The organism is Actinomadura harenae (assembly GCF_003696215.1).
GTDB lineage: Bacteria > Actinomycetota > Actinomycetes > Streptosporangiales > Streptosporangiaceae > Spirillospora > Spirillospora harenae.
Genome location: NZ_RFFG01000046.1, coordinates 1 through 22,162, shown reverse-complemented (window position 1 = coordinate 22,162; position 22,162 = coordinate 1). Strand labels below are relative to the sequence as shown.

The 22,162-nt window shown below is 73.6% G+C and carries 19 protein-coding genes; 13 read left to right on the top strand and 6 right to left on the bottom strand.

The annotated features are described in order from the left end of the window. The first annotated feature begins 5 nt into the window (after positions 1-5). Genes EBO15_RS24165 through EBO15_RS24145 form a run of 5 tightly spaced genes read left to right on the top strand, consistent with a single transcriptional unit; the run spans position 6 to position 6,286 of the window. Positions 6-890 (top strand): carbohydrate ABC transporter permease, encoded by an 885-nt coding sequence (locus EBO15_RS24165; RefSeq protein ID WP_199744774.1) that lies wholly within the window; start codon positions 6-8, stop codon positions 888-890. Beyond that, positions 887-1,702, top strand: a complete 816-nt coding sequence (locus EBO15_RS24160; protein ID WP_122196729.1) for a carbohydrate ABC transporter permease — start codon at positions 887-889, stop codon at positions 1,700-1,702. Before EBO15_RS24165 ends, EBO15_RS24160 begins: the two co-directional genes overlap by 4 nt. Then, entirely contained in the window at positions 1,699-2,778 is a 1,080-nt protein-coding gene (locus EBO15_RS24155; protein WP_122196728.1) for an ABC transporter ATP-binding protein, read from the top strand. Before EBO15_RS24160 ends, EBO15_RS24155 begins: the two co-directional genes overlap by 4 nt. Continuing rightward, a complete protein-coding gene (locus tag EBO15_RS24150; protein WP_122196727.1) occupies positions 2,775-3,977 on the top strand; it encodes a CehA/McbA family metallohydrolase in 1,203 nt (400 codons plus the stop codon). The genes EBO15_RS24155 and EBO15_RS24150 overlap by 4 nt, the downstream gene beginning before the upstream one ends. After that, positions 3,968-6,286, top strand: a complete 2,319-nt coding sequence (locus EBO15_RS24145) for a glycoside hydrolase family 38 N-terminal domain-containing protein (RefSeq protein ID WP_122196726.1) — start codon at positions 3,968-3,970, stop codon at positions 6,284-6,286. Before EBO15_RS24150 ends, EBO15_RS24145 begins: the two co-directional genes overlap by 10 nt. Before the next feature lie 45 nt (positions 6,287-6,331). Here EBO15_RS24145 and ppgK read toward each other — a convergent pair whose 3' ends face one another. Then, positions 6,332-7,150, bottom strand: a complete 819-nt coding sequence (ppgK, locus tag EBO15_RS24140; RefSeq protein ID WP_122196725.1) for a polyphosphate--glucose phosphotransferase — start codon at positions 7,148-7,150, stop codon at positions 6,332-6,334. A 104-nt stretch (positions 7,151-7,254) separates the two neighbouring features. On the opposite strand from ppgK, the gene sthA reads away from it, so the two are divergent. After that, on the top strand, positions 7,255-8,760 hold the full coding sequence (gene sthA, locus EBO15_RS24135; RefSeq protein ID WP_122196724.1) for a Si-specific NAD(P)(+) transhydrogenase: 1,506 nt from the start codon (positions 7,255-7,257) through the stop codon (positions 8,758-8,760). Positions 8,761-8,829: 69 nt separating this feature from the next. On the opposite strand, the gene EBO15_RS24130 is transcribed toward sthA, so the two are convergent. Continuing rightward, a complete protein-coding gene (locus EBO15_RS24130; RefSeq protein WP_122196723.1) occupies positions 8,830-9,249 on the bottom strand; it encodes an SsgA family sporulation/cell division regulator in 420 nt (139 codons plus the stop codon). Positions 9,250-9,613: 364 nt separating this feature from the next. On the opposite strand from EBO15_RS24130, the gene EBO15_RS24125 reads away from it, so the two are divergent. The 4 genes from EBO15_RS24125 to EBO15_RS24110 all read left to right on the top strand — a co-directional run bounded on the left by EBO15_RS24125 (position 9,614) and on the right by EBO15_RS24110 (position 13,928). Continuing rightward, positions 9,614-9,886 carry a PGPGW domain-containing protein gene (locus tag EBO15_RS24125; protein ID WP_233616401.1) on the top strand — a complete coding sequence of 91 codons (273 nt, stop codon included), beginning with the start codon at positions 9,614-9,616 and terminating at the stop codon, positions 9,884-9,886. 134 nt (positions 9,887-10,020) lie between these two features. Then, positions 10,021-12,585 (top strand): ATP-dependent Clp protease ATP-binding subunit, encoded by a 2,565-nt coding sequence (locus EBO15_RS24120; protein WP_199744773.1) that lies wholly within the window; start codon positions 10,021-10,023, stop codon positions 12,583-12,585. Between the two features lie 4 nt (positions 12,586-12,589). Beyond that, positions 12,590-13,267 carry a VIT1/CCC1 transporter family protein gene (locus tag EBO15_RS24115; RefSeq protein WP_122196720.1) on the top strand — a complete coding sequence of 226 codons (678 nt, stop codon included), beginning with the start codon at positions 12,590-12,592 and terminating at the stop codon, positions 13,265-13,267. 91 nt (positions 13,268-13,358) lie between these two features. Next, positions 13,359-13,928, top strand: coding sequence for an HdeD family acid-resistance protein (locus EBO15_RS24110; protein WP_122196719.1), 570 nt, complete (start codon positions 13,359-13,361; stop codon positions 13,926-13,928). A 101-nt stretch (positions 13,929-14,029) separates the two neighbouring features. Here EBO15_RS24110 and EBO15_RS24105 read toward each other — a convergent pair whose 3' ends face one another. Next, entirely contained in the window at positions 14,030-14,554 is a 525-nt protein-coding gene (locus EBO15_RS24105; RefSeq protein ID WP_122196718.1) for a hypothetical protein, read from the bottom strand. 85 nt (positions 14,555-14,639) lie between these two features. Next, on the bottom strand, positions 14,640-15,713 hold the full coding sequence (locus tag EBO15_RS24100) for a rod shape-determining protein (RefSeq protein WP_158628342.1): 1,074 nt from the start codon (positions 15,711-15,713) through the stop codon (positions 14,640-14,642). A 363-nt stretch (positions 15,714-16,076) separates the two neighbouring features. Between EBO15_RS24100 and EBO15_RS24095 the strand changes: the two genes are divergently transcribed. Then, entirely contained in the window at positions 16,077-16,982 is a 906-nt protein-coding gene (locus tag EBO15_RS24095; RefSeq protein WP_122196716.1) for an NADP-dependent oxidoreductase, read from the top strand. A gap of 74 nt (positions 16,983-17,056) precedes the next feature. On the opposite strand, the gene EBO15_RS24090 is transcribed toward EBO15_RS24095, so the two are convergent. Together EBO15_RS24090 and EBO15_RS24085 are read right to left on the bottom strand one after the other, a co-directional pair. Continuing rightward, the gene (locus tag EBO15_RS24090; protein ID WP_122196715.1) at positions 17,057-18,382 is read right to left on the bottom strand and encodes a hypothetical protein; all 1,326 of its coding nucleotides are present in this window, start codon (positions 18,380-18,382) and stop codon (positions 17,057-17,059) included. Positions 18,383-18,398: 16 nt separating this feature from the next. Continuing rightward, a complete protein-coding gene (locus EBO15_RS24085; RefSeq protein ID WP_199744772.1) occupies positions 18,399-20,138 on the bottom strand; it encodes a glycoside hydrolase family 35 protein in 1,740 nt (579 codons plus the stop codon). A gap of 102 nt (positions 20,139-20,240) precedes the next feature. Here EBO15_RS24085 and EBO15_RS24080 point away from each other — a divergent pair, with 102 nt between their 5' ends. Then, complete coding sequence (locus EBO15_RS24080) at positions 20,241-20,600, top strand: HGxxPAAW family protein (protein ID WP_122196713.1); 360 nt, start codon at positions 20,241-20,243, stop codon at positions 20,598-20,600. 182 nt (positions 20,601-20,782) lie between these two features. Beyond that, on the top strand, positions 20,783-22,162 hold a 1,380-nt coding region (locus EBO15_RS24075; RefSeq protein ID WP_407643384.1), incomplete at its 3' end, for a hypothetical protein.

Here is a 22,162-nt window from a genome sequence, read left to right as displayed (position 1 = left end):
AGCCCGTGAGGGAGGAAGCGACCGACGTCGTCGGGCTGGGGCGGCGGCGCGCGGCCGCGTTCGTCGCCCCGGCGCTGGTGCTCATCGTCGTGTTCCTGGTGTTCCCGGCGCTGTGGACGCTGTACCTGGGCGTCACCGACTACCGGCTCACCGGGCTCGCGGCCACGCATCCGCACTTCACCGGTGTCCGGAACTACACCGACGTGCTCGCGGACGGCCGGTTCCACAACTCGCTGTGGCTGACGCTGGAGTTCGTCGGCGGGTCGGCGGTGCTCGGGCAGACCGTGCTCGGGTTCTCGGTCGCGTGGGTGATGCGGGAGCGCCCGGCCGCCGTCCGCCGGACGGTCGAGGCGCTCGTGCTGCTCGCGTGGATCCTGCCCGGGTCGGTCGTGGCGTTCCTGTGGCTGGCGCTGCTGGACCGGGACGGCGGGACGCTGAACGCGATGCTCGGCACGCCCGGCACCGCCTGGCTGCTGGACCATCCGATGGCCTGCATCGTCGTGTTCAACGTCTGGCGCGGGACGGCGTTCTCGATGATGCTCTACACGGCCGCGCTCGGGAACGTTCCGCCGTCCCATCTGGAGACGGCGAAGCTGGCGGGCGCGTCCACCTGGCAGACCCTGCGGGACGCGGTGCTGCCGAAGATCCGCGGGCACGCGCTGACGAGCCTGCTGCTGGTCAGCCTGTGGACGTTCAACGACTTCACCCCGTTCCTCATCACGGCGGGCGGGCCGGAGAACCGCTCGGAGGTCATGTCGGCCTACGTGTACCGGACCGCGCTCGGCGAGGGACGGCTCGGCTTCGGCGCGGCGATCTCCCTGGTCATGCTGCTGGTCAACCTGCTCATCGCGTTCGCCTACCTGCGGGCGCTGCGAAGGAGGCGGGCATGAGGACGGCGCTGCGGCGGATCGCCGCGACCACGTTCGTGTCGCTCGTCCTCGCGTTCTTCGCGCTGCCGATGCTGTGGCTGGCCAGCGCCCCGTTCGACGCGAACCCGAAGATCCAGGTGTCGCTGCCGGGCTTCACGCTGGACAACTTCCGCGTCCTGCTGGACGACCCGTACGCGCTGAGGTCGCTGGAGAACTCGGTGATCCTCGCGGCCGGGACGGCGGCGATCGTCGTCGTGTTCGCGGCGCTCGCCGCGTACGCGCTCAGCCGGGTGCGGCTGCCGGGCCGGGACGTCCTGCTCTACCTGCTGCTCCTGCTGTCGTCGATCATCACCGGGACGGCGGCGATGGTGCCGATCTTCCTGCTCGCCACGCAGCTGCACCTGGTCGACTCGCACCTCGGCGTGGTGCTGGTGCTGTCCGGCGGCCTGCTGCCGACCGCGATCTTCCTGCTGAAGGACTTCACCGACGCGACGCCCGCGTCCTACGAGGAGGCGGCGCGGGTGTTCGGCGCGTCGCCGCTCCAGACGCTGCGGCACGTGGTCGTCCCGGTGATCCGGCCGGGCCTGGCGATGGTCGGGATCTGGACGGTCGCGCAGGTGTGGGGCGATTTCCTGATGCCGTTCCTGCTGCTGCGCGATCCGGACAAGGCCCCGGCGTCGGTGATCATGTACACCTTCTACACCGAGGGCGGGCAGCCGGACCTCGCCCTGATCTCCACCTTCTCGCTGCTCTACTCGGTGCCCGTCGTGCTGATGTACCTGCTGGTCAGCCGCCGGTACGGGTTCCGGTTCCACGGAGGGATCAAACGGTGACCGGGGTCGAACTGAGCGCGCTGACCAAGGACTACCCGGGCGGCGTCCGGGCCGTGGACGGGCTGGACCTGGCCGTCCCGGACGGCGCGTTCTTCGCGCTGCTCGGGCCGTCCGGGTGCGGGAAGACGACGCTGCTGCGGACGATCGCGGGGCTGGAGACCGCGACGTCCGGGACGGTCCGGATCGGCGACCGCGACGTGACGCGGCTGCCGCCGGGACGCCGCGACGTCGGCATGGTCTTCCAGGACTACGCGCTGTTCCCGCACATGACCGTCGCCGACAACATCGCCTACCCGCTGCGGATCAAGAAGGCGCCCAAGGACGAGCGGCGCGCGGCGGCGGCCGGCGTCGCGGAGTCGCTCGGGCTCGCCGGCCTGCTGGAACGCCGTCCGGCGGAGCTGAGCGGCGGGCAGCAGCAGCGGGTCGCGCTGGCCCGTGCGATGGCGGCGCGCCCGGCGGTGTTCCTGCTGGACGAGCCGCTGTCCAACCTCGACGCGCGGCTGCGCCTGGAGGCCCGCACGTTCCTGAAGAAGCTCCAGCACGAGCTGGGCGTGACGACGCTGTTCGTCACGCACGACCAGGCCGAGGCGCTCGCGATGGCCGACCGGATCGCGGTCATGGAGACCGGGCGGATCCGGCAGGTCGGGACGCCCGCCGAGGTGTTCCGGCGGCCCGCGAACCTGTTCGTCGCCTCGTTCATCGGCTCGACCCCGATGAACCTCGTGGACGCGCGGGTGGTGAACGGCCTGGTCGAGGCGGCCGGGGCGCGGCTGCGCCCGCCGGTGCGGGTCGAGGACGGCGCGCCGGTCGTGTTCGGCGTCCGGCCCGAGTACCTCGACTACTCCCCGGCGCCCGTGGACGCGGCGTTCCACGGGCGAGTCGTGGTCATCGAGAACCTGGGTACCAGCTCACTGGTGACCCTGGAGACGGAGGGCGGCGCGCCCGTGCGCGTCGTCGTCCCCGAGGACGCCGAACCCCGGCCCGGGGACGAGGGCTGGGCGAGCCCCCGCCCGGGCCGTTCCCTGCTCTACCGCGAAGGAGAACTGATGACCGACGACGTGACGGCGGCGGCATGATCCGCTTCGAGGGGGTGTGGACGCTCGAGGACCGGCTGGAGCGGATCATGCGCGAGGTGCCGTTCGAGGTGCCGCCGGGGACGGCGGCCCTGACCGTCCGGCTGGGTTTCACGGGCGGCGTGATCGATCTCGGGTGCGGCGGTCCGGACGGGTTCCGGGGCTGGTCGGGCGGCGCGCGGGACACCTACACGATCGCCGCCGACTGGGCGACGCCCGGCTACCTGCCCGGTGAGCTGGAACCGGGGGAGTGGCACGTGTGGCTGCGGCTGCACCGGATCCCGCCGGACGGCACTCCGTACGAGGTCACGGTCACGCTGCACGACCGCGCGCCGGAGCGTCCGGAGACGCCGGTGCCGCCCGCCGTGACGGATCGTCCGGCGCGGCGGGACGGGCTGCCCGAGCCGTCCGGGACGCGGTGGCTGGCCGGTGACCTGCACGCGCACACCGTGCACAGCGACGGGACGCTGACCGTGCCCGAGCTGGCCGGGCTCGCGGTGCGGCAGGGCCTGGACTTCCTCGCCGTCACCGACCACAACACGGTCAGCCACCATCCGGAGCTGCCCGGGGTGTCCAAGCACGCGGGGATCGTGCTGGTCCCGGGGCAGGAGGTCACGACCGACTACGGGCACGCGAACGTGTTCGGCGACGTCGGCTGGATCGACTTCCGGCGCCCGGCGGCCGAGTGGGATCCGGGCGACGGCGGCGTGCTGTCGATCAACCATCCGCTGTCGGGGGACTGCGCGTGGCGGCACGACGTCCCGCCGGGCGCCCGGCCCCGGCACGTGGAGCTGTGGCACTCGTCCTGGTGGGATCGGACGTGGGGCGCGCCGCTCGCGTGGGCCGCGCTCTGGCGGGACGACACGGTCGCGCTCGGCGGCAGCGACTTCCACGACCCGTCCCAGCACAAGACGCTCGGCGAGCCGACCACCTGGGTGCTCGCCGAGGACGACTCCCCGGAGGCGGTCGTCGCGGCGATCGCGGCCGGGCGGACCGCCGTCACCCCCGGCCCGCGCGGCGGCCCGATCCTGCTGCGGCTCGGCGACGAGCTGCACGCGCTGGACGCCGACGGGACCGTCCTGTGCGGGCCGGACGGACGGCGCGCGGCCGTGCGCGGCGACCGGGTGACGCTGCCCGCTCTCGGAACAGGAACACACCGCCTCGAAACTGACAGGAACGAGGTGATCGCACTATGCGGTTGACGGACTCGGCGAACGACTCGGCGAACGACGAAGGTCTGGTGGTGGTCCCGCACACGCACTGGGACCGGGAGTGGTACCTGCCGTTCCAGCGGTTCCGGCTGCGGCTGGTCGGACTGCTGGACGACGTGCTCGAGCGGATGGACCGCGACCCCCGGCTGCGGTTCACCCTGGACGGCCAGATGGCCGCCGTGGACGACTACCTGGAGATCCGGCCCGAGCGCGCGGAACTGGTCGGGCGCCTCGTCCGGGAGGGGCGGCTCGCGGTCGGGCCGTGGCAGATCCTCATGGACGAGTTCCTGTGCTCGGGCGAGACGATCGTCCGGAACCTGGAGCTCGGCCTGCGCCGCGCGGACGACCTCGGCGGCGCGATGCGGCTCGGCTACCTGCCCGACATGTTCGGGCACATCGCGCAGATGCCGCAGATCCTGCGCGGGTTCGGGATCGACCGGGCGTGCGTGTGGCGCGGCGTCCCGGCGCGGGTGACGACGCACGCGTTCGCCTGGCAGGCCCCGGACGGGTCGCGGGTCCGCACCGAGTACCTGCCGGGCGGCTACGGCAACGCCGTCCACATGTTCGGCGACGCGGGCCTGGTGGACGAGCGCGCCGAGGAGGTCGCGGCCTGGCTGCGCGAGTGGCGTCCCGAGGGCGGGCCGTCGCTGGCGATGTACGGATCGGACCACACCGCCCCGGCCGCCGACCTCGCCGAGCAGGTCGAGAACGCCTCGCTGCCCATGCGGCTGGCGACGCTGGGCGAGTTCCTCACGGACGGCTCCCTCGACGGCCTGCCCGTGGTCGAGGGCGAGATGCGCTCGCACGCGCGCGCGAACATCCTGCCCGGCGTGTTCTCCGTCCGGATCCCGCTGAAGGCGGCGATGGGCGCGGCCGAACGGCGCGTCGCCCGCTACGCCGAACCGCTCGCCGCGCTCTGGCTCCCGGACGGCTCGGCCGACCGGTTCCTCGAACTGGCGTGGCGGAAGCTGATCGAGGTGAGCTGCCACGACTCGGTCACCGGATGCGGCAGCGACGCGACCGCGCAGCAGGTCGCCGCCCGCATGGCCGAGGCCGAGCAGCTCGGGCACGCCGTGTTCGACCTGGTCACCGGGCGTCTGGCGGCCGAGGTCGGCAGGGACGGGCACCTGGTCGTGAACCCGTCGCCGGTGCGGCGGCGCGGCGTGGTCCGCGTCGGCGAGCCGGTGCTGGTGGAGGTTCCGCCGCTCGGCGTCGCGACCGTCGAGGCCGCGGCCGTCGAGCCGCGGCACCCGGCGCGCGTCGAGGCGGACCGTCCGCGCAACGACCTGGTCGACCTCCGGGACCTCGGCCGGATCGTGGACGGCGGCGACATCGGCGACTCCTACAACTACGCGCCGCCCAAGCGCGACGTCCTGGTGGACGAGCCGCTGTCCGAGCGCGTCGAGGTCGTCGAGACCGGGCCGCTCGTCGCGTCCGTGGCGGTCACCCGCGAGTACAGATGGCCCGTCGAGGCCGAGGTGGACGGCCGTTCGGACGCGTCGGCGAGGGTCGCCGTGCGGACGCTCGCGGAGGTCCACGCGGACGAGCCGTTCACGCGGATGTCCGTCGCGTTCGACAACCCCTCCCGCGACCACCGCGTCCGGCTGCACCTGCGGCTGCCGCGCCGCGCGGCGACCTCGTTCGGCGAGGGGCAGTTCGCCGTCGTCGAGCGCGGCCTGACCGGCGAGGGCGGGCACGGCGAGGTCCCGCTCCCGACGTTCTCCGCGCACGCGTTCGTCGCGGCGGGCGGCCTCGCGGTGCTGCTCCGGCACGTCACCGAGTACGAGGTCGTCAACGACGGCACCGAGCTCGCGCTGACGCTGCTCCGGTCGGTGAACTGGCTGTCGCGCGACGACAACGGCCTGCGCGAGGAGCCCGCCGGGCCGCAGGTCGCCGTCCCCGACGCCCAGTGCCCCGGCCGCCACGTCTTCGAGCTGGGCCTGATGCGCTACGACGGCGACCGTCCCGGGCCCGAGGTGCTCGCGGCGGCCGAGCTGTACGGGCACGAGCTGAAGGCCGTGGCGGGCACCGCGCCGGAGGGCGCGCCGGAGCCCCGCTCCGGAATCGGGATCGAGGGGGACGGCGTGGTCCTGTCGTCCCTGCGCCGCCGCGGTGGCCAGCTCGAACTGCGCGTGGTGAACGAGCGCCCCGAGCCGGGCGAGGCGGTCGTGACCGGCGACTTCACCTCGGCGACCCGCTGCGACCTGGCGGGCGGTCCGACCGGGGAGCCGGAGGCGGCGCCTGGACGTCTCGTCCTGCCGCTGCGCCCCTGGGAGATCGCGACGGTCGCCCTCGGCTGATCCGGTTCCGGCCGGGCGGCGTTCGCTCCGCCCGGCCGGAGCCGGTCACCAGGCCGAGGCCGGGGCCGTGTCGGAGGCCGTGGCGGGGGCGGTGGCGGGGGCGGTGGTGTGGGCCTGGACGGGCCCGGCCGTCCTCGCCGCGGCCATCGCCGCGCCGACGATCCCGGCCGTGTTCCGCAGGGCGGCGGGCACGATCGGCGCCCGTACCCCCTCGATCAGCGGGACGAACTTGTCGGCCTTGCGGCTCACGCCCCCGCCGAGGACGATCAGCGACGGGCTGATCAGGCCCTCCAGCCGCTGGAGGTACTCGCTGAGCCGCTCGGCCCACTGCTCCCAGGTGAGGTCCTTGTCCTTGCGGACCCGCGCGGCCGCGCGGTGCTCGGCGTCCTTGCCACGGATCTCGATGTGGCCGAACTCGGTGTTGGGCACGAGTGTCCCGTCCACGAACAGGGCGCTGCCGATGCCGGTGCCGAGCGTCAGCAGGACGACCGTCCCCGCCCGTCCCCGGCCCGCGCCGTGCGTCATCTCCGCGATCCCGGCGGCGTCGGCGTCGTTGAGGAGGGTGACCCGGCGTCCGGTGGCGCGGCCGAGCAGCTCCGCCGCGTCCAGTCCGATCCAGCCGTGGTTCACGTTCGCGGCGGTCAGGGTCGTGCCGTCGACGACCACGCCGGGGAAGGTCACCCCGACCGGGCCGTCCCCGCCGAAGTGCTCGACGACCTGCGCCACCGCGGCCGCGACCGCCGCCGGGGCGGACGGCTCCGGGGTCGGCACCCGCAGCCGCTCCGCGGTCAGCTCGCCCGTGCCCAGATCGACGGGCGCGCCCTTGATGCCCGATCCACCCACGTCGACGCCCAGCATCTCCATGCCCACTGCCTACCCCCGCTCGTTCCGCCCCAGCCTAAAGATCATTCCAAGTCGGGTCTTGCCGGGTCTTATGGAAACAGCGGACCTTCGCCACACTGAGGGGCGTGTACGACTTCGACATGCTTGTGCTCGGCTCGGGTCCCGGCGGGCAGCGCGCCGCCATCGCGGCGGCGAAACTGGGGCGGCGGGTGGCCGTGGTGGACCGCCGCGACATGATCGGCGGCGTCTGCATCAACACCGGGACGATCCCGTCCAAGACGCTGCGCGAGGCGGTGCTGTACCTCACCGGGCTCAGCCAGCGGGAGCTGTACGGGCAGAGCTACCGGGTCAAGGAGGACATCACCGTCGCCGACCTCGGGATGCGAACCCGGCACGTCGTCGGCCGCGAGGTCGACGTGGTGCGCAGCCAGCTCGCCCGCAACCACGTCACCGTCCTGCCCGGCACCGGGCGGTTCCTCGACCCGCACACGGTCGGCGTGACGTCCGGCGTGTCCGCCGAGGACTCCGGGCGCGAGACGAAGGTGAGCGCCGAGCGGATCGTCATCGCCACGGGCACCCGCCCGGCGCGTCCGGACACGGTGGCCTTCGACGACCGGACGGTGATCGACTCCGACGGCATCATCCACCTGGAGCGCATCCCGCAGTCCATGGTCGTGGTCGGCGCGGGCGTGATCGGGATCGAGTACGCCTCGATGTTCGCCGCCCTCGGCACCAAGGTCACCGTGGTCGAGCGGCGCGAGCGGATGCTCGACTTCTGCGACCTGGAGATCGTCGAGGCCCTCAAGTACCACCTGCGCGACCTCGCGGTCACCTTCCGGTTCCGGGAGGCCGTCGTGGCCGTGGAGCGGCACGGCGGGGGCGTGATCACCGTCCTGGAGAGCGGCAAGCGCATCCCGGCCGACACCGTCATGTACTCGGCCGGACGGCAGGGCCAGACCGACGGGCTGAACCTGGAGGCGGCGGGCCTGGGCGCGGACCGGCGCGGGCGGATCAAGGTCGACGCCCACTACGCCACCGAGGTCCCGCACATCTACGCGGTCGGCGACGTGATCGGCTTCCCGTCCCTGGCCGCGACGTCCATGGAGCAGGGACGGCTCGCCGCGCACCACGCGTGCGGCGAGCCGGTCGCCCGGATGGCCGAGCTGCAGCCGATCGGGATCTACACCATCCCCGAGATCAGCTTCGTCGGGCGGACCGAGGACGAGCTGACCGAGGCGAAGATCCCGTTCGAGGTCGGGGTGTCGCGGTACCGGGAGCTGGCCCGCGGCCAGATCATCGGGGACTCCTACGGGATGCTGAAGCTGCTGGTCTCGCCGGAGGACCGGTCGCTGCTGGGCGTCCACGTGTTCGGCACCGGCGCGACCGAGCTGGTGCATATCGGGCAGACCGTGATGGGTTGCGGTGGCACCGTGGACTACCTGGTCAACGCGGTGTTCAACTATCCGACGCTGGCGGAGTCGTACAAGGTCGCGGCGCTCGACGCGATGAACAAGATGCGCCAGGTCGCGCGGCTGACCGAACTGACCGAACTGACCGGCGGGCCCGCGGGCGGGCCGGTCGCGGGCCCGGTCGCGGGCGTCGTCGATGGGGGCGGGGATTCGGGGGAGTGAAGTCCCGCCGCGTCACGCGGGCGGACGGTCCGGGGACGGCCCGAGGGCCCTGGCCGTCCCTGACGCCGGTCAGGACGACCAGAGCAGCGTGGCGAGCTCCGCGTCGATGTCGATGAAGCGCGGTTCCTGGCCGGCGGGCACCACCTGGTAGGTGCGGTGCAGGAAGTCGGCCAGCGGGCCGAGCGGCGCCTCGAAGAGCGCGTCGCCGAACGGCGAGCTGAGCGCGATGTCGAGGGTCTCGTCGTCGTCGGACGAGGGCCAGACCGCGACGTCGCCGTCCCCGACGCGGCGCACGATGCCGACGGTCAGCAGCTCGCGCGCGAAGATCCATTCGACCGGCTCGTCGTCGCCGACGTAGAAGGCCATCCGGATCGCGTAGGGGTCGTCGGCCGCGTAGGACAGGCCGGCGAGCAGGGGGACGGTGGTGCGGTCGGGGACGACGAGTCGGAGGCCCAGCTCGGCCGAGACGGTGGTGCTGCTGCTGTTCATGGCCATTCCTTCGGACGTCGGTCCCGCGGTGCGGTGCGGGCGATGGGTGGGAACTTCACTCCCCTCACGGATGTCCCCGCGATCTATGACGCGTAACTGGGCCGAGTTGTGGGAACATTCCGCCGTCCGCGTGTCGTGTGACCAATATCACGTCCGAACATTTAGCCTTTGACCTGGGCAATCGGATCATTTCGGCACTCCGGGTCGTTGTGTTCTCCAGACGGACCCGACTCGCGTGTGCAACCACCGGAGGGCCCGTCCCGGACCGAATAAAAGCGGGCACGATGCGCATCATGGCCATCACCCCCTGACCTTGGGTAAAAGCGTGGCTATTGACATGGAAAAGGATCGACCGAACGGCCGGATGACGCGATTTCGCGCGCACGTCCGCCGCAACCGGGCGACCCATCTCGCCTGGCGCGGCGGTGTGCTGGTCGTCGGCGCCTCCGTCCTCGCCGTCGGCGTGGTCATGATGGTCACGCCGGGGCCGGGCATCCTCGGCATCGTCCTCGGCCTGGCGATCCTCGCCACCGAGTTCGCCTGGGCCCAGAGCGCCCTGCACCGCGCCCGCTCCGCCGCCGACAAGGCCAAGGAGAAGGCGATGCGCCAGGCAGGCCGCAGGCGCTCCCAAGACTGACGGGGCGGCGCCGCCGGGCGCGCGGGCCGTGCGGGCCGACCGGGCGGCTGTTTACCCAACCAGGTGGCTGACCTGGTGTTATGGCCCGTCCTCGACGGAAACGAGCCCCTTGTCGCCGTTCTTGGGGGGATCTCGTGACCAACTCGCCGTTCGGATCGTTCTTCGACGACCCCTTCCGGGGCTTCGACCTGCTCGGCGGCCGCGTCTTCGGCGGCGAGTCCTGGCCGCCCGCCCGGCCCGGCGTGCAGCGGGTGGACGTCGGCCGGCTGCTCAGCGAGCAGGGACGGGAGCTGCTGGTCCGCGCCCTGCAGAACGCGGGCGAGCGCGGCGCCCCCGACCTGGACACCCTGGACATGCTCAACGCCGCCGCGCAGGAGGACCCGGGGCGGACGCTGCTGCGCTCGGCGGGAGCCGACCCGGACGGCCTGACCAAGGCGATCGACGAGGCGCTGTCCGGGACGCCCGGGTCCCCGCCGTCCACGTTCACACCGTCCGCCAAGCGGGCCCTGCTGGACGCGCAGCGGATCTCCAACGCGCTCGGCTCGTCCTACATCGGGCCCGAGCACGTCGTCCTCGCGCTCGCGATGAACCCCGACGCCGCGTCCGCGCGGCTGCTGGCCTCGCAGGGCGTCGGCGTGGACGACCTCCAGCGGGCGCTCGCGGGCGAGGAGGGGCAGCGCCCCGGGACGCCCGGCGGGACGGCCCGCCAGGGCGAGGGCGGCAGTGACACCCCGACCCTGGACGAGTACGGCCGCGACCTCACCGAGGAGGCCCGGCAGGGCGGCCTGGACGCGGTCGTGGGCCGTGAGGACGAGATCGAGCAGGCCGTCGAGGTGCTGTCCCGGCGCACCAAGAACAACCCGTGCCTGATCGGCGAGCCCGGCGTCGGCAAGACCGCGATCGTGGAGGGCATCGCCCAGCGGATCGTCAACGGCGGCGTCCCGGACACGCTCAAGGGCAAGCGGGTCGTCGCGCTCGACCTCACCGGCATGGTCGCCGGGTCCAAGTACCGGGGCGAGTTCGAGGAGCGGATCAAGAAGGTCATCGACGAGATCCGCGCCGACTCCGACAACCTGATCATCTTCATCGACGAGGTGCACACCCTGGTCGGCGCGGGCTCGGCCGAGGGCGGCATGGACGCCGCGAACATCCTCAAGCCCGCGCTCGCGCGCGGCGAGCTGCACGTCGTCGCGGCCACCACGATCGACGAGTACCGCAAGAACATCGAGAAGGACGCCGCGCTGGAGCGCCGCTTCCAGCCCGTCCTCATCGCCGAGCCGACCGTCGAGCAGACCGTGGAGATCCTCGCCGGGCTGCGCGACGCCTACGAGGCGCACCACCAGGTGCGGATCACCGACGACGCGCTCGACGCGGCCGCGACGATGTCCGACCGGTACATCACCGACCGGTTCCTGCCGGACAAGGCGATCGACCTGATGGACCAGGCGTCCGCGCGGGTCCGGCTGCGCTCGGCGGTGCCCGCCGACGACGTCCGGGAGCTGGAGGAGCGGCTCGACCGCCTGCACCGGGACAAGGACCAGGCGGTGTCGGGCGAGGACTACGACCGCGCCAAGGAGCTCACCGGCGAGATCGACCGGCTGCGGCCCGAGCTGGAGGCCGCCCGGCACGGCCACGACCGGTCGCCCGAGGTCACCGCCACCGACATCGCCGAGGTGGTGTCGCGGCGCACCGGCATCCCGGTCGCGCAGCTCACCGAGGAGGAACGGGACCGGCTGCTGCGGCTGGAGGAGCACCTGCACGAGCGGGTCATCGGCCAGGAGCGGGCGGTGGACGCGGTCGCCGAGGCCGTCCGCCGGTCCCGCGCGGGCCTGTCCGACCCGAACCGCCCGATCGGCAGCTTCCTGTTCCTCGGGCCGACCGGCGTCGGCAAGACCGAGCTGGCGCGCGCCCTGGCGGACGTGCTGTTCGGCGGCGTCGACCACATGATCCGCATCGACATGTCCGAGTACCAGGAGAAGCACACCGTCGCCCGGCTGGTCGGCGCGCCGCCCGGGTACGTCGGCTACGACGAGGCGGGGCAGCTCACCGAGGCCGTCCGGCGGCGTCCGCACAGCGTGGTGCTGTTCGACGAGATCGAGAAGGCCCACCCGGACGTGATGAACATCCTGCTCCAGGTGCTCGACGACGGGCGGCTCACCGACGGCCAGGGCCGGACGGTCGACTTCTCCAACACGCTCGTCATCATGACCAGCAACATCGGCGCGCAGATGATCCTCGACAACACCGGCGGCGAGGACGAGCTGCGCGCGAACCTCATGGACCTGCTCCAGCAGACGCTGCGCCCGGAGCTGCTGAACCGGATCGACGAGATCGTGATCTTCGACCGGCTCGGCCGGGAGGAGCTGCTCCAGATCGTGGACCTGCTGCTGGAGAACACCCAGCAGCGGCTCCGGGGGCAGGACGTGGAGCTCATCGTGACCGTCCCAGCCAAGGAGAACCTCGTCGAGAAGGGCTACCAGCCGCAGTTCGGCGCGCGTCCGCTGCGCCGGACCGTCCAGCGCGAGGTCGACAACCAGCTCTCCCGCATGCTGCTCGGCGGCGAGCTCAACGAGGGCGACACCGTGATCGTGGACTACATCGACGGCGGGCTCGACTACCGCGTCGACCGGCAGTACGAGAGGTCCGCGGGCGCGCCCTCGGGTGGCGTGACCGCCGGCACGGGCCAGGACGGCACCTGATCCCGTGGAGCAGAAGAACTTCAGCGACCGCCTGAACTGGCTGCGCGCCGGGGTGCTCGGCGCGAACGACGGCATCGTCTCGACCGCCGGCATCGTCGTCGGCGTCGCGGGCGCGACCGCCCAGGAGTCGACGCTGCTGCTCGCGGGCCTGTCCGGCCTGCTCGCCGGATCGCTGTCGATGGCGGCGGGCGAGTACGTCTCGGTCAGCACCCAGCGCGACACCGAGCGCGCGTTCCTGGCGACCGAGCGGCGCGAGCTCGAGGACGAGCCGGAGGAGGAGCTCGACGAGCTGACCCAGGCGTACGTGGACAAGGGGCTGACGCCGAAGGTGGCCCGGCAGGTCGCGCTCGAGCTGACGGCCCGCGACCCGCTCGCCGCGCACGCCGCGATGGAGGCCGGCGTCGACCCCTACGGGCTGGCCAACCCGTGGGAGGCGGCGCTGGCGAGCTTCGTCGCGTTCACCGTCGGCGCGCTGCTGCCGCTGCTCGCGATCGTCCTGCCGCCGCCGTCGGTGCGCGTGTGGGTCACGGTCGTCGCGGTCGTGATCGGGCTGGTCATCTGCGGCTGGACGAGCGCGCGCCTCGGGGGCGCGCCGCCGGGACGGGCCGTCCTGCGCAACGTCCTCGGCGGGCTGATCGCGATGGCGATCACCTATGTCGCGGGCAGCCTGATCGGCGCCTGACGCCCGCCCTGATCTTCTTGTTCGTGCGATTTTGCCCATCCTGGGCGCGGTGATGGTGTTGCCCGCAGCCGGTCGCGGACAGGTCTCCGGCATGATCGGTCAACTCAGCCGCCACTGGTGGGTGCTGCTCGTCCGGGGCGTCTTCGCCGTCCTGTTCGGGGTGCTCGCCCTGTTCTGGCCCGGCATCACCGTCTGGGCGCTCACCCTCCTGTTCGGCGCGTACGCCCTGGTGGACGGCGTGGTAGCGCTGGCCGGGGCGTTCACCGGCGTCGAGGGCGAGTCGCGCGGCTGGCTCGCCGTCGCCGGGGTCTGCGGCATCCTGCTCGGCCTGATGACCTTCGTCTGGCCCCGTGTCACCGCGCTGGTGCTGCTTCTGCTGATCGCCTCCTGGGCCCTGATCACCGGCGTCCTGGAGATCGTCGGCGCGATCCGGCTCCGCAAGGTGGTGGACGACGCGTGGCTGCTCGGCGCCGCGGGCGCGGTGTCGGTGCTGTTCGGTCTCGTGCTGTTCATCTGGCCCGTCTCCGGCGCGATCGCCGTGGCCTGGCTGATCGGGCTGTTCGCGATCGTCATGGGCGCGGTGCTGATCGGCGCGGCGTTCCGGCTCCGCAAGCTCGGCGAGCAGATGGACGCGCGCCGCGTCGGACGCCAGGTCGGCTGACCAGGTTCCACGCAGGCGAGAGAGCCCGGGTCCGGCGCGCGGACCCGGGCTCTCTCGCCTGCGCCCCGTCTGCGGGAGCGTCGGCTATGTCCGAGGGAGTGTCAGCTCAGCGTGTCGCAGAGGTTCTCGACCGTGGCGCCCGCGGGATGCATGATCCAGTTCCCGTCCGCCTTGCGCTCCACGTTGAAGCGGCCGTGCAGGATGTACTCGCCCGCCGGAGATCCGACGTTGCCCTGCTTGATCCCGAGGCTGAGTCCGCCGTCGATCCGAATGCGCAGCGTGCCGTCCTTGAGGTGGTGGAACCACCCGTATCCCGGCACGTCCCGCACCACCGAGTGGCCGTTGCCGGTGAAGCGGATGAGCAGATCGCCCCGGAACTCCTGCCACTCGACCTTGCCGTCCGGATAGGTGGAGAGCGTCCGCACCTCCTCCTCGTCGTTGACGATGTCGGCGCGCACCGTGAACGCGCACACCCCGACATCGACGAACGGCTTGGCCCGGTACGGCTGCCAGTCCCCGCGGGCGTCGGCCGACGCCGGCGATCCCGCCCAGACGAGGCCCGCACCGCAGGCCAGGGTCGTCGCGGCCAGCGCCGCGCGCCGTCCGGCACTCTGAGAATCGAACAAGAGGCACCTCCGGTTCGCTGATTCAGCCGAACCAGCCTCCCACCCCCCGCACGGGAATGTGAGGGGAGGGAATGGCGCGTTCCGGTCAGTGCGCGGGGAGCCAGGACGGCTTGGTCCCCGGCCAGATCAGCCGGGGAGAACCGGCGTAGAAGCGCCGGACCGACGCGGGAAGCGTCTCCAGGTAGCGGGCCACGCCCGTGACCACGGCGTCCTCGGCGTCCGCCGCCACCCGGACGGGCAGGCCGGTCGCCTCGCGCAGCACCAGGGGAAGCCCCTTCAGGCGCGAGCCGCCGCCGGTCAGCAGCATGCCGGTGGGGATGATGTCGGCCGACAGCTCGGGCGGGCACAGCGCGAGCGCCGTCCGGACCGTCCGGACGATCTCGGCGAGCGGGCCCGCGACGGCCGCCTCCACGTCGGTGGACGACAGCACCGTCGCGCCGGGCAGCCCGGTCCGCAGGTTGCGGCCGTGGACGACCATGCGCCGGGTGCGCTGCCGCGCGCGGGGACGCACCGCGCCGACCCGCAGCTTGGCCTCGTCGGCGGTCTGCTCCGCGATCAGCAGCCCGTCCCGGTGCCGGATCAGGGAGGCGATCGCGCGGGACAGGGCGTCCCCTCCCGCCAGGGAGTGGTGCGCGCAGATCAGCCCGCCCCAGGCGAGCACGGCGACGCTGGTCGCGGTCGCTCCGACGTCCACCACCATGGTCGCGTGCGTGCCCTCGACCGGCAGGTCCGCACCGAGCGCGGCGGCCATCGGGGTCGGGACGAGGTGCGCCTGCCGGGTGCCGACCGAGTACAGCACCTCCCGCAGCGCCCGCTCCTGGACGTCGGTCAGCGTGGTCGGGACGGCCACCGCCAGCCGCGGCTTCACCAGGTACGGGCGGTTGCCCTGCGCGGCCCGGACGAGGCGGCGCAGCAGCCGGGACGCGGGCTCGGTGTCGATCGGGATCCCGGCCTCGAACGGCCGCTCGAACCGGACCCAGGGCAGGGCGCGCCGCCGCATCTCGGCGGCCGAGTCCCCGGCGGCCAGCATCCGCCCGGTGCGCGCGCAGGTCGCCAGCAGCGGCGGCTGCGCGACGACCTTCCCGCGTCCCCGGACGTGCACCCGCACGCTGCGGGAACCGAGGTCGATGGCGATGTCGGGGGAGAAGACGGGGTTCACGGCCGCCGACCTCCCCGGGGTGCCGCGCCGCCGGTTCCGCTTCGTCTCGCGCCGGTCCGCGGCGGCCGGGCCGGGGGCGGCGGGGAGACCGGGGTCCGGACGGGCCGGGGCCGTCCGGCCAGGGTGCGGGAGGCCGTATGGCGCGGGACCGGACGGGACGCGCGCGACTCGGGAATGCCCATGATCGTTTCTTTCCCGGAAGGGGGTCCGGCCCAAGTCAAAGCCCGCTCATGTTTCGGCTGAAAACCGGCTCGCCGGGCGGCGCGCCCCCTTCCGTCCCGGACGGGCCGCGCCCCGGGGAATCCCAAGATCATCGCGCGTGTTGCAGCGCAGGTCAGCGGTCCACCGCGTGAAGGGTTCTTTGTGCGCGCAATACAGATCGACCGGTTCGGCGGCCCCGACGTCCTCGGCCTCGCCGAGGTCCCCCGGCCCGAGCCGGGCCCCGGGGACGTCCTGATCCGGACCATCGCGACCAGCCTCAACCCGGTCGACGACAAGACCCGCGAGGGCGTCATCGGCGGCGGAACGCCCCCGCTGCCGATGACCCTCGGCTGGGACCTGGCCGGGATCGTCGTCGACGCCGGGGACAGCGGCCTCGGCGCCGGGGAACGCGTCATCGCGATGTCCCACCAGCTCGCCACCGGCCGGGGCACCTGGGCCGACCTGGTCGCCCTCCCGGCGCAGGCCGTGGCCTTCGCGCCGCACGCGGTCACCCTGGCCGAGGCCGCCACCCTCCCGCTCCCCGGGCTGACCGCCCTCCAGACCCTGGACTGGCTCGCGGTCTCGTCCGGCGAGCGGCTCCTCGTCGCCGGGGCCGCGGGCGCGGTCGGAGGCCTGGCGCTCCAGATCGCCCTCGCGCGCGGCGTGAGGGTCGACGCCCTGGTCTCCCGGGACGAGCAGGCCGCCTTCGCCCGCGAGCACGGCGCCGGCCTGGTCACCACCGACCCCGGCGCCCTCGAGGACCGCGCCTACGACGCCGTCCTCGACACCTTCGGCGCGTTCGTGACCGACGCGGTCGCCGACGGCGGACGGTACGCCTCGATCGCCACGCAGGCCGGCCCGGTGCCCGACCTGTCCGCGCGCGGCGTCCGCACCACCGTCCACCAGGTGCGCGAGGACGGCCCCGGCCTGGACGAGCTCACCGAGCTCGTCGACCACGGCCGGCTGCGGCTCCGCGTGGACTCCGCCTTCGGCGTCCACGACGTCCGGGCCGCGCACGAGCGCTTCCGCGCGGGCGGCCTCCACGGAAAGGTCGCCCTGACCTTCTGACCCGCCGCGGCCTCAGCCCCCGGCCCTCCGGCGCCGCGCCGCGCCGGAGGACGGCCGTGCTCCCGCCCGCCGGCTCAGCCGAGCGGGTCGAGCAGGGCGCGGGCGGCGGCCGCGCTGGACGGCTCGGGGTGGTGCTCGGCCATCAGCGTCAGGACGCGTCCGGTCCACGGATGGTCCGACTCGGCGAACAGGCCCAGCAGCTTGGCGAACTTGTCCTCCGGCCAGCCGGTGTACCCCAGCTCGGTGATGATCGCGTGCGGCGTGTGCTCGCCGCTCTCCAGGCCCTCCGCGACCATGTCGATCAGGGCCCACGCGTCGGACCCGGCCGGTGCGGGCCGGGAGAGCGCGTCGCGCTCCCCGTCCGCGAGGCGGCTCCGGACCAGCCCGGCGAGCGCCGGATCGTCCGCGAGGTCCAGCAGGGCCCGGGGCCCGGCCTCGCCGAACGCCCGCCCGTACTTGCCGGTCAGGATGTCCAGCCCGGCGCGGCGGGCGCCGGGCGCGACCTCCCGCAGGGCCGCGGCGAACTCGGCCGCGCCGTCCTCCCGCGTCCGGCCGCCGTGGACGAGCCAGAGCCGCACCTCCGGGTCGACCATGAACGACGGGTAGAACGGCAGCGCCTCCAGCAGCCCGGCCGCGTCGCCGTCCGCGTGGTCGCCGACCATCGGCACCCGGATCCCGGTCGCGTCCTCCAGCAGGACGCGGGTCACCGACCGGCCGAGCGGCGTGATACCGACCTTCGCGGCGGTGAACTCGACCAGCCCGCACTCGCGCAGCGCGTCCAGATGGTGGCCCATGGTGGCCCGGCCGTCCTCGTCCAGCCACGGCGTGATGCTCGTCCGGGGGATCGGCTGGTCGTAGGTGTAGATCGAGACGAGCAGGTTCGCGGTGAGCCCCTGCCGCCCGTCGTGGCCCCACTCGTCGAGCAGGGCGATCACCGTGCGGTGCCAGGCGGCGAGCGCCCCGTCCTCGTCCGGGCCGGTCAGCGCGAGGGCGGTCGCGCCCGGCCGCAGCACCCGCTCCTCGTCGTCGGGGTGCAGGATGTCGGCCCTGACCAGGACGTCCCAGAACACCCGGGCCGCGTGGCGCAGCGCGTCACCGCGCGGCGCCGTGTCGGGGAGCCGCTCCCGGACGAGCGCCAGCACGTCGTCCGGCACCGGAGCGCCGTCCGGGACCAGCGGCCGCCCCCGGCGCGCCCAGTCGATGTGCGCGCTCACCATCCCGTACATGTCGCACGCCCGCAGCGCCTCCACCAGCTCCGGGACGGGCGCGACGAGCACCGGGGGGATGTGCGCGCCGGGGACGGGCCCCGAGCCCGACAGATAGGTCGTTCCCTGGGCGGGGCTGCGCCGTTCGAGCGCCTCCCCGACGATGATCTCGCTGAGGCCGTGCGTGGTCGTCATGGCGCACGCAGCGTAGTCAGGAGCGGACGGTCCGGCATCTCGTTCGACGAAACCGGTGTGCCCCGAGATCGGGCGTGGTCCTGATCTCGGCCACCGGGTCGGCGACGCCGTCCAGCTCCAGGACGACCAGTTCGTTCGCGCCGCGCCGGAGCAGCGGCCAGGGCACGTAGAGCGTCCGCTGCGGCCCGCGGTCCCAGTACCTGCCCAGGCAGAAGCCGTTGACCCAGGCGTAGCCCTTGGTCCAGTCGGGCAGCGCGAGGTAGCCGTCGCGCGGCTCGCCGACGTCGAGGACGCCGCGGTGGAACACCGGCCCGCGCCCGGCCCGGTCCCGCCTGCCCCAGGGCAGGTGGGAGATGTCGTCCACGGGGTAGGTGGCGGCCGTCCACCCGTGCAGGAACTGCCGCGCGTGCCGGACGCCCCCGACGAGCCCCTTCCGGTCGCCGAGCCCGGGCCCGTAGTTCACGCGTCCCATCGACTCGACGAGGATCTCCAGCGTCGCGCTCCCGCCCGGCACCCCCACCGGCGCGGACGTCTCGCCGGACCGCTCCAGCACGGCGGCGAGCGCGCCGTCGATGTACACGTGCGCGCGGTCGGCCAGGCCGTCCAGGTGCAGGTCGTGCGCGCCGCGCGGGCCGGGGACCCGCGTCCGGTACAGGACCAGCCCGTGGTGCAGTCCGAGCTCCTCGAACGTCGGCGGCACGACCGCCTCGGCGACCTTCGCGGGCGGGACGTCCAGCAGCCGCAGCGTCTCGTCCAGCCGGACGGTCCCGGCGGGCAGCACCGGCGGCATCGCCTCGGGCTCGGGGATCGCGCGGGCCTGGTACTTCGCCAGCACCTCCCGGAACGCGTGGAACTTCGCCGTCGGCGCGCCCCGCTCGTCGATCGGCGCGTTGTAGTCGTAGGACGTGACGGTCGGCTGGTACGCGCCGGTGGACTCGTCGCCGCCCAGGTTCGCGCCCGCTGTCGTGCCGAAGTTCGTGCCGCCGTGGGCCATGTACAGGTTCACCGACGCGCCCGTCGCGAGGATCCGCTCGAGCACGTTCGCGGCGTCGGCCGCGTCGCGGGTCGAGTGCCGCTCACCCCAGTGGTCGAACCAGCCGTCCCAGAACTCCATGCACATCGGCGGGTCGTCCGGGCGGTACCGGGCCAGGGTCGCGAACGCGGTCTCCGGGTCGTGCCCGAAGTTCACCGCCGCCGCGACGCCGGGCACGACGCCGCCGGCCAGCACGTAGTCGGTCGGCGGGTCGGACGTCCTGAGCGGGACGTCCACGCCGCGCTCGCGCAGCGCGTCGCGCACCCACTCCAGGTACCGGCGGTCGGTGCCGTACGCGCCGTACTCGTTCTCCACCTGCACCATCACGACGTTCCCGCCGCGCGTCCGCTGCCGCTCCACGACCGCCGGCAGGACGGCGTCGAAGTAGCGTGCGACGTGCCCGAGGTAGGCGCGGTCGTGGCAGCGCAGCCGCGCGGACCGGTCGGCCAGCAGCCAGGACGGCAGCCCGCCGTTGTCCCATTCGGCGCAGATGTACGGGCCGGGCCGGACGATCGCGTCGAGCCCGGCGTCCGCCGCGAGGTCGAGGAACCGGCCGACGTCGGCGCGGCCGCCGAGGACGAAGCGTCCCCGCTCGGGTTCGTGCAGGTTCCAGGCGAGGTAGGTCTCGACCGTGTCGAGGCCCATCGCCCGCAGCATCGCCAGTCGGTGGGGCCACTGTTCGGGCAGGACGCGGAAGTAGTGCAGGGCACCGGAAAGGAGCACGGGGCGAATGCTAGATCCGCACCGTCCGCTCGTCCATGGTTACGCACCGCGATGATCAGGGAAGATTCCAGCTAGAACCGGCGGATTCTGGGGGGTTTCGTCATGTCGGACACAACGGCCACCGAATCGGTGGCCGAGCACGGCTCACACGCGGGCAGGCCGAGCTCGTGGGTCGCCGTCGCGATCGTCTTCCTGGGGTTCGTGCTCGGCGGCATCGCCTTGTGCGTCGGGCCGAGCTGGATCCTGTTCACCGTCGGCGCGGTGATCATCGTCGTCGGCCTCGTGGCGTGCGGCCTGGTCCACCTGTTCTCCGACGTGGTCGTGGACGCGCCGCGCGTGATCCCGGAGATCGTGGACTACTCGCTGTTCGGCCACCGGACCGAGCGGCGGCGCGGCGGCGCGCTGGAGGAACCGAAGGAGTACTCCGTCCGCACCGACACCCAGCAGTTCCCGCACGGCTGACCCCGCCTCCCGGGCCGGTCCGCGGTGGGTGCCGCCCGGCACGGATCTTACTTCGTAAAGGACGCGGGCGGTGAACGTCGGAAAACTCTCAGAACGGCGACATACGCCGTTCGCCGGAGGGAAGGGCCCGGTTCGGGTTTGGATAGGGGTGTGCGGAACCCGTGACGAGAGGGAAGCACACCGTGATCGACGACCACGCAGACCCCGCCTGCGCCGGTGTGATCTGGATGCGCGGCATCGCCGACGCCGGCCCGCGCCGCGCGACCCGAGCCCTCGCCGACGCCCTGTTCGAGGCGTTCGGGAAGGGCGCGGCGCGCACCGGCGTGCTCCAGGCGTGCGCCCCGCGAGCCACCGCGCTGCCCCAGAGCCGCCTGCTAGGCTCCCGAGCCGCCACCCTTCCGCTACCGCCGCCCCGCGCGCCGATCCCCGGCGACGACGCGGGCATCCGGCCGTGGCGCTTCGACCGTGAGGAGGGCGCCGGGGCGGATCCGCCCCGGCTTGTCGCCCGCACCACCGCCCGCTGGAGCGACCCGGCCGCGGGCGCCGTCCGCGCGGCGGTCGTCCTGCGCGACTCGCCCCGGGGGCTGGTCGAGTGGGGCGTCGCCGCGCACGCCGAGCGCGGCTGGACGCACCGCGCCGTGGCGCCGTGCGTGCGGCTCGGCATCGACCGCCAGCACATCTGCGACTCCGGCGGGCTGCCGGTGACCGGCGAGCCGCTGAAACTGTTCCCGCTGGACGGCGTCCAGCCGGACGACGGGGCCGAGGACGAGCGGCTCGCGCTGGTCGCGGGCAGCCTCGGGCATCCCGAGCGCAGCGTCGGCGTGCTGGTCGTGTCGCTCGACTCCCGCAAGGCGCTGAGCAGCATCGACACGCTGTTCCGGGTGCACTGGCCCGGACTGCTGAGCGTGGCCGTGGTGATCGAGCCGGGCCGCCGGGTGCTGGCCGGGCTGCTGCCCGAGCGGGCGATCCCGGCGGGCGGCGCGCGGTACTTCGGGTCGTCCGGGAACGCCGAGGACGACACGACCTTCACCCGCGCCGCCGTCCGGGACCGGCACGGCCTGCTGACCGCGCTGCTCGACGACACGCTGGCCGCCAGGTCGGGCGCGTCCCCGGAGGGCGTCGCGGCCGACGCGGCGACCCTGCTGAACGAGCATCTGCCGCGCCGGCTGCGTCCGAAGGTCCCGCCCCCGGCCGAGCCGCCCGAGGAGGAGACGATGCCCGCTGTGTCGGAGTCCGCCGAGTCCCTCGCGGCGGCCGGTGAGGAGCGGGCGGCGTCCGAGCTGGACCGGCTGCGGTCCCGCCTCGCCGAGCTGGAGTCGGTGCTGGCGAGCTCCGAGCGGCGGACCAAGCGGCAACTGACGCTGCTGCGGGACGAGGCGTCCGCCGCCGAGCAGGCCCGGTCGCAGGCCGAGCAGCACGCCGACCACCTCGCCGGGCAGCTCGCGGACGCGCTCACCGAGCGGGACCTGTTCGAGGAGGCGCTGGACGACGCGGAGGCCGAACGCGACGCCGCCGTCCGGGACCGGGGGGTGCTGGCGGCGCGGCTCGCCGACGTCGCCCCG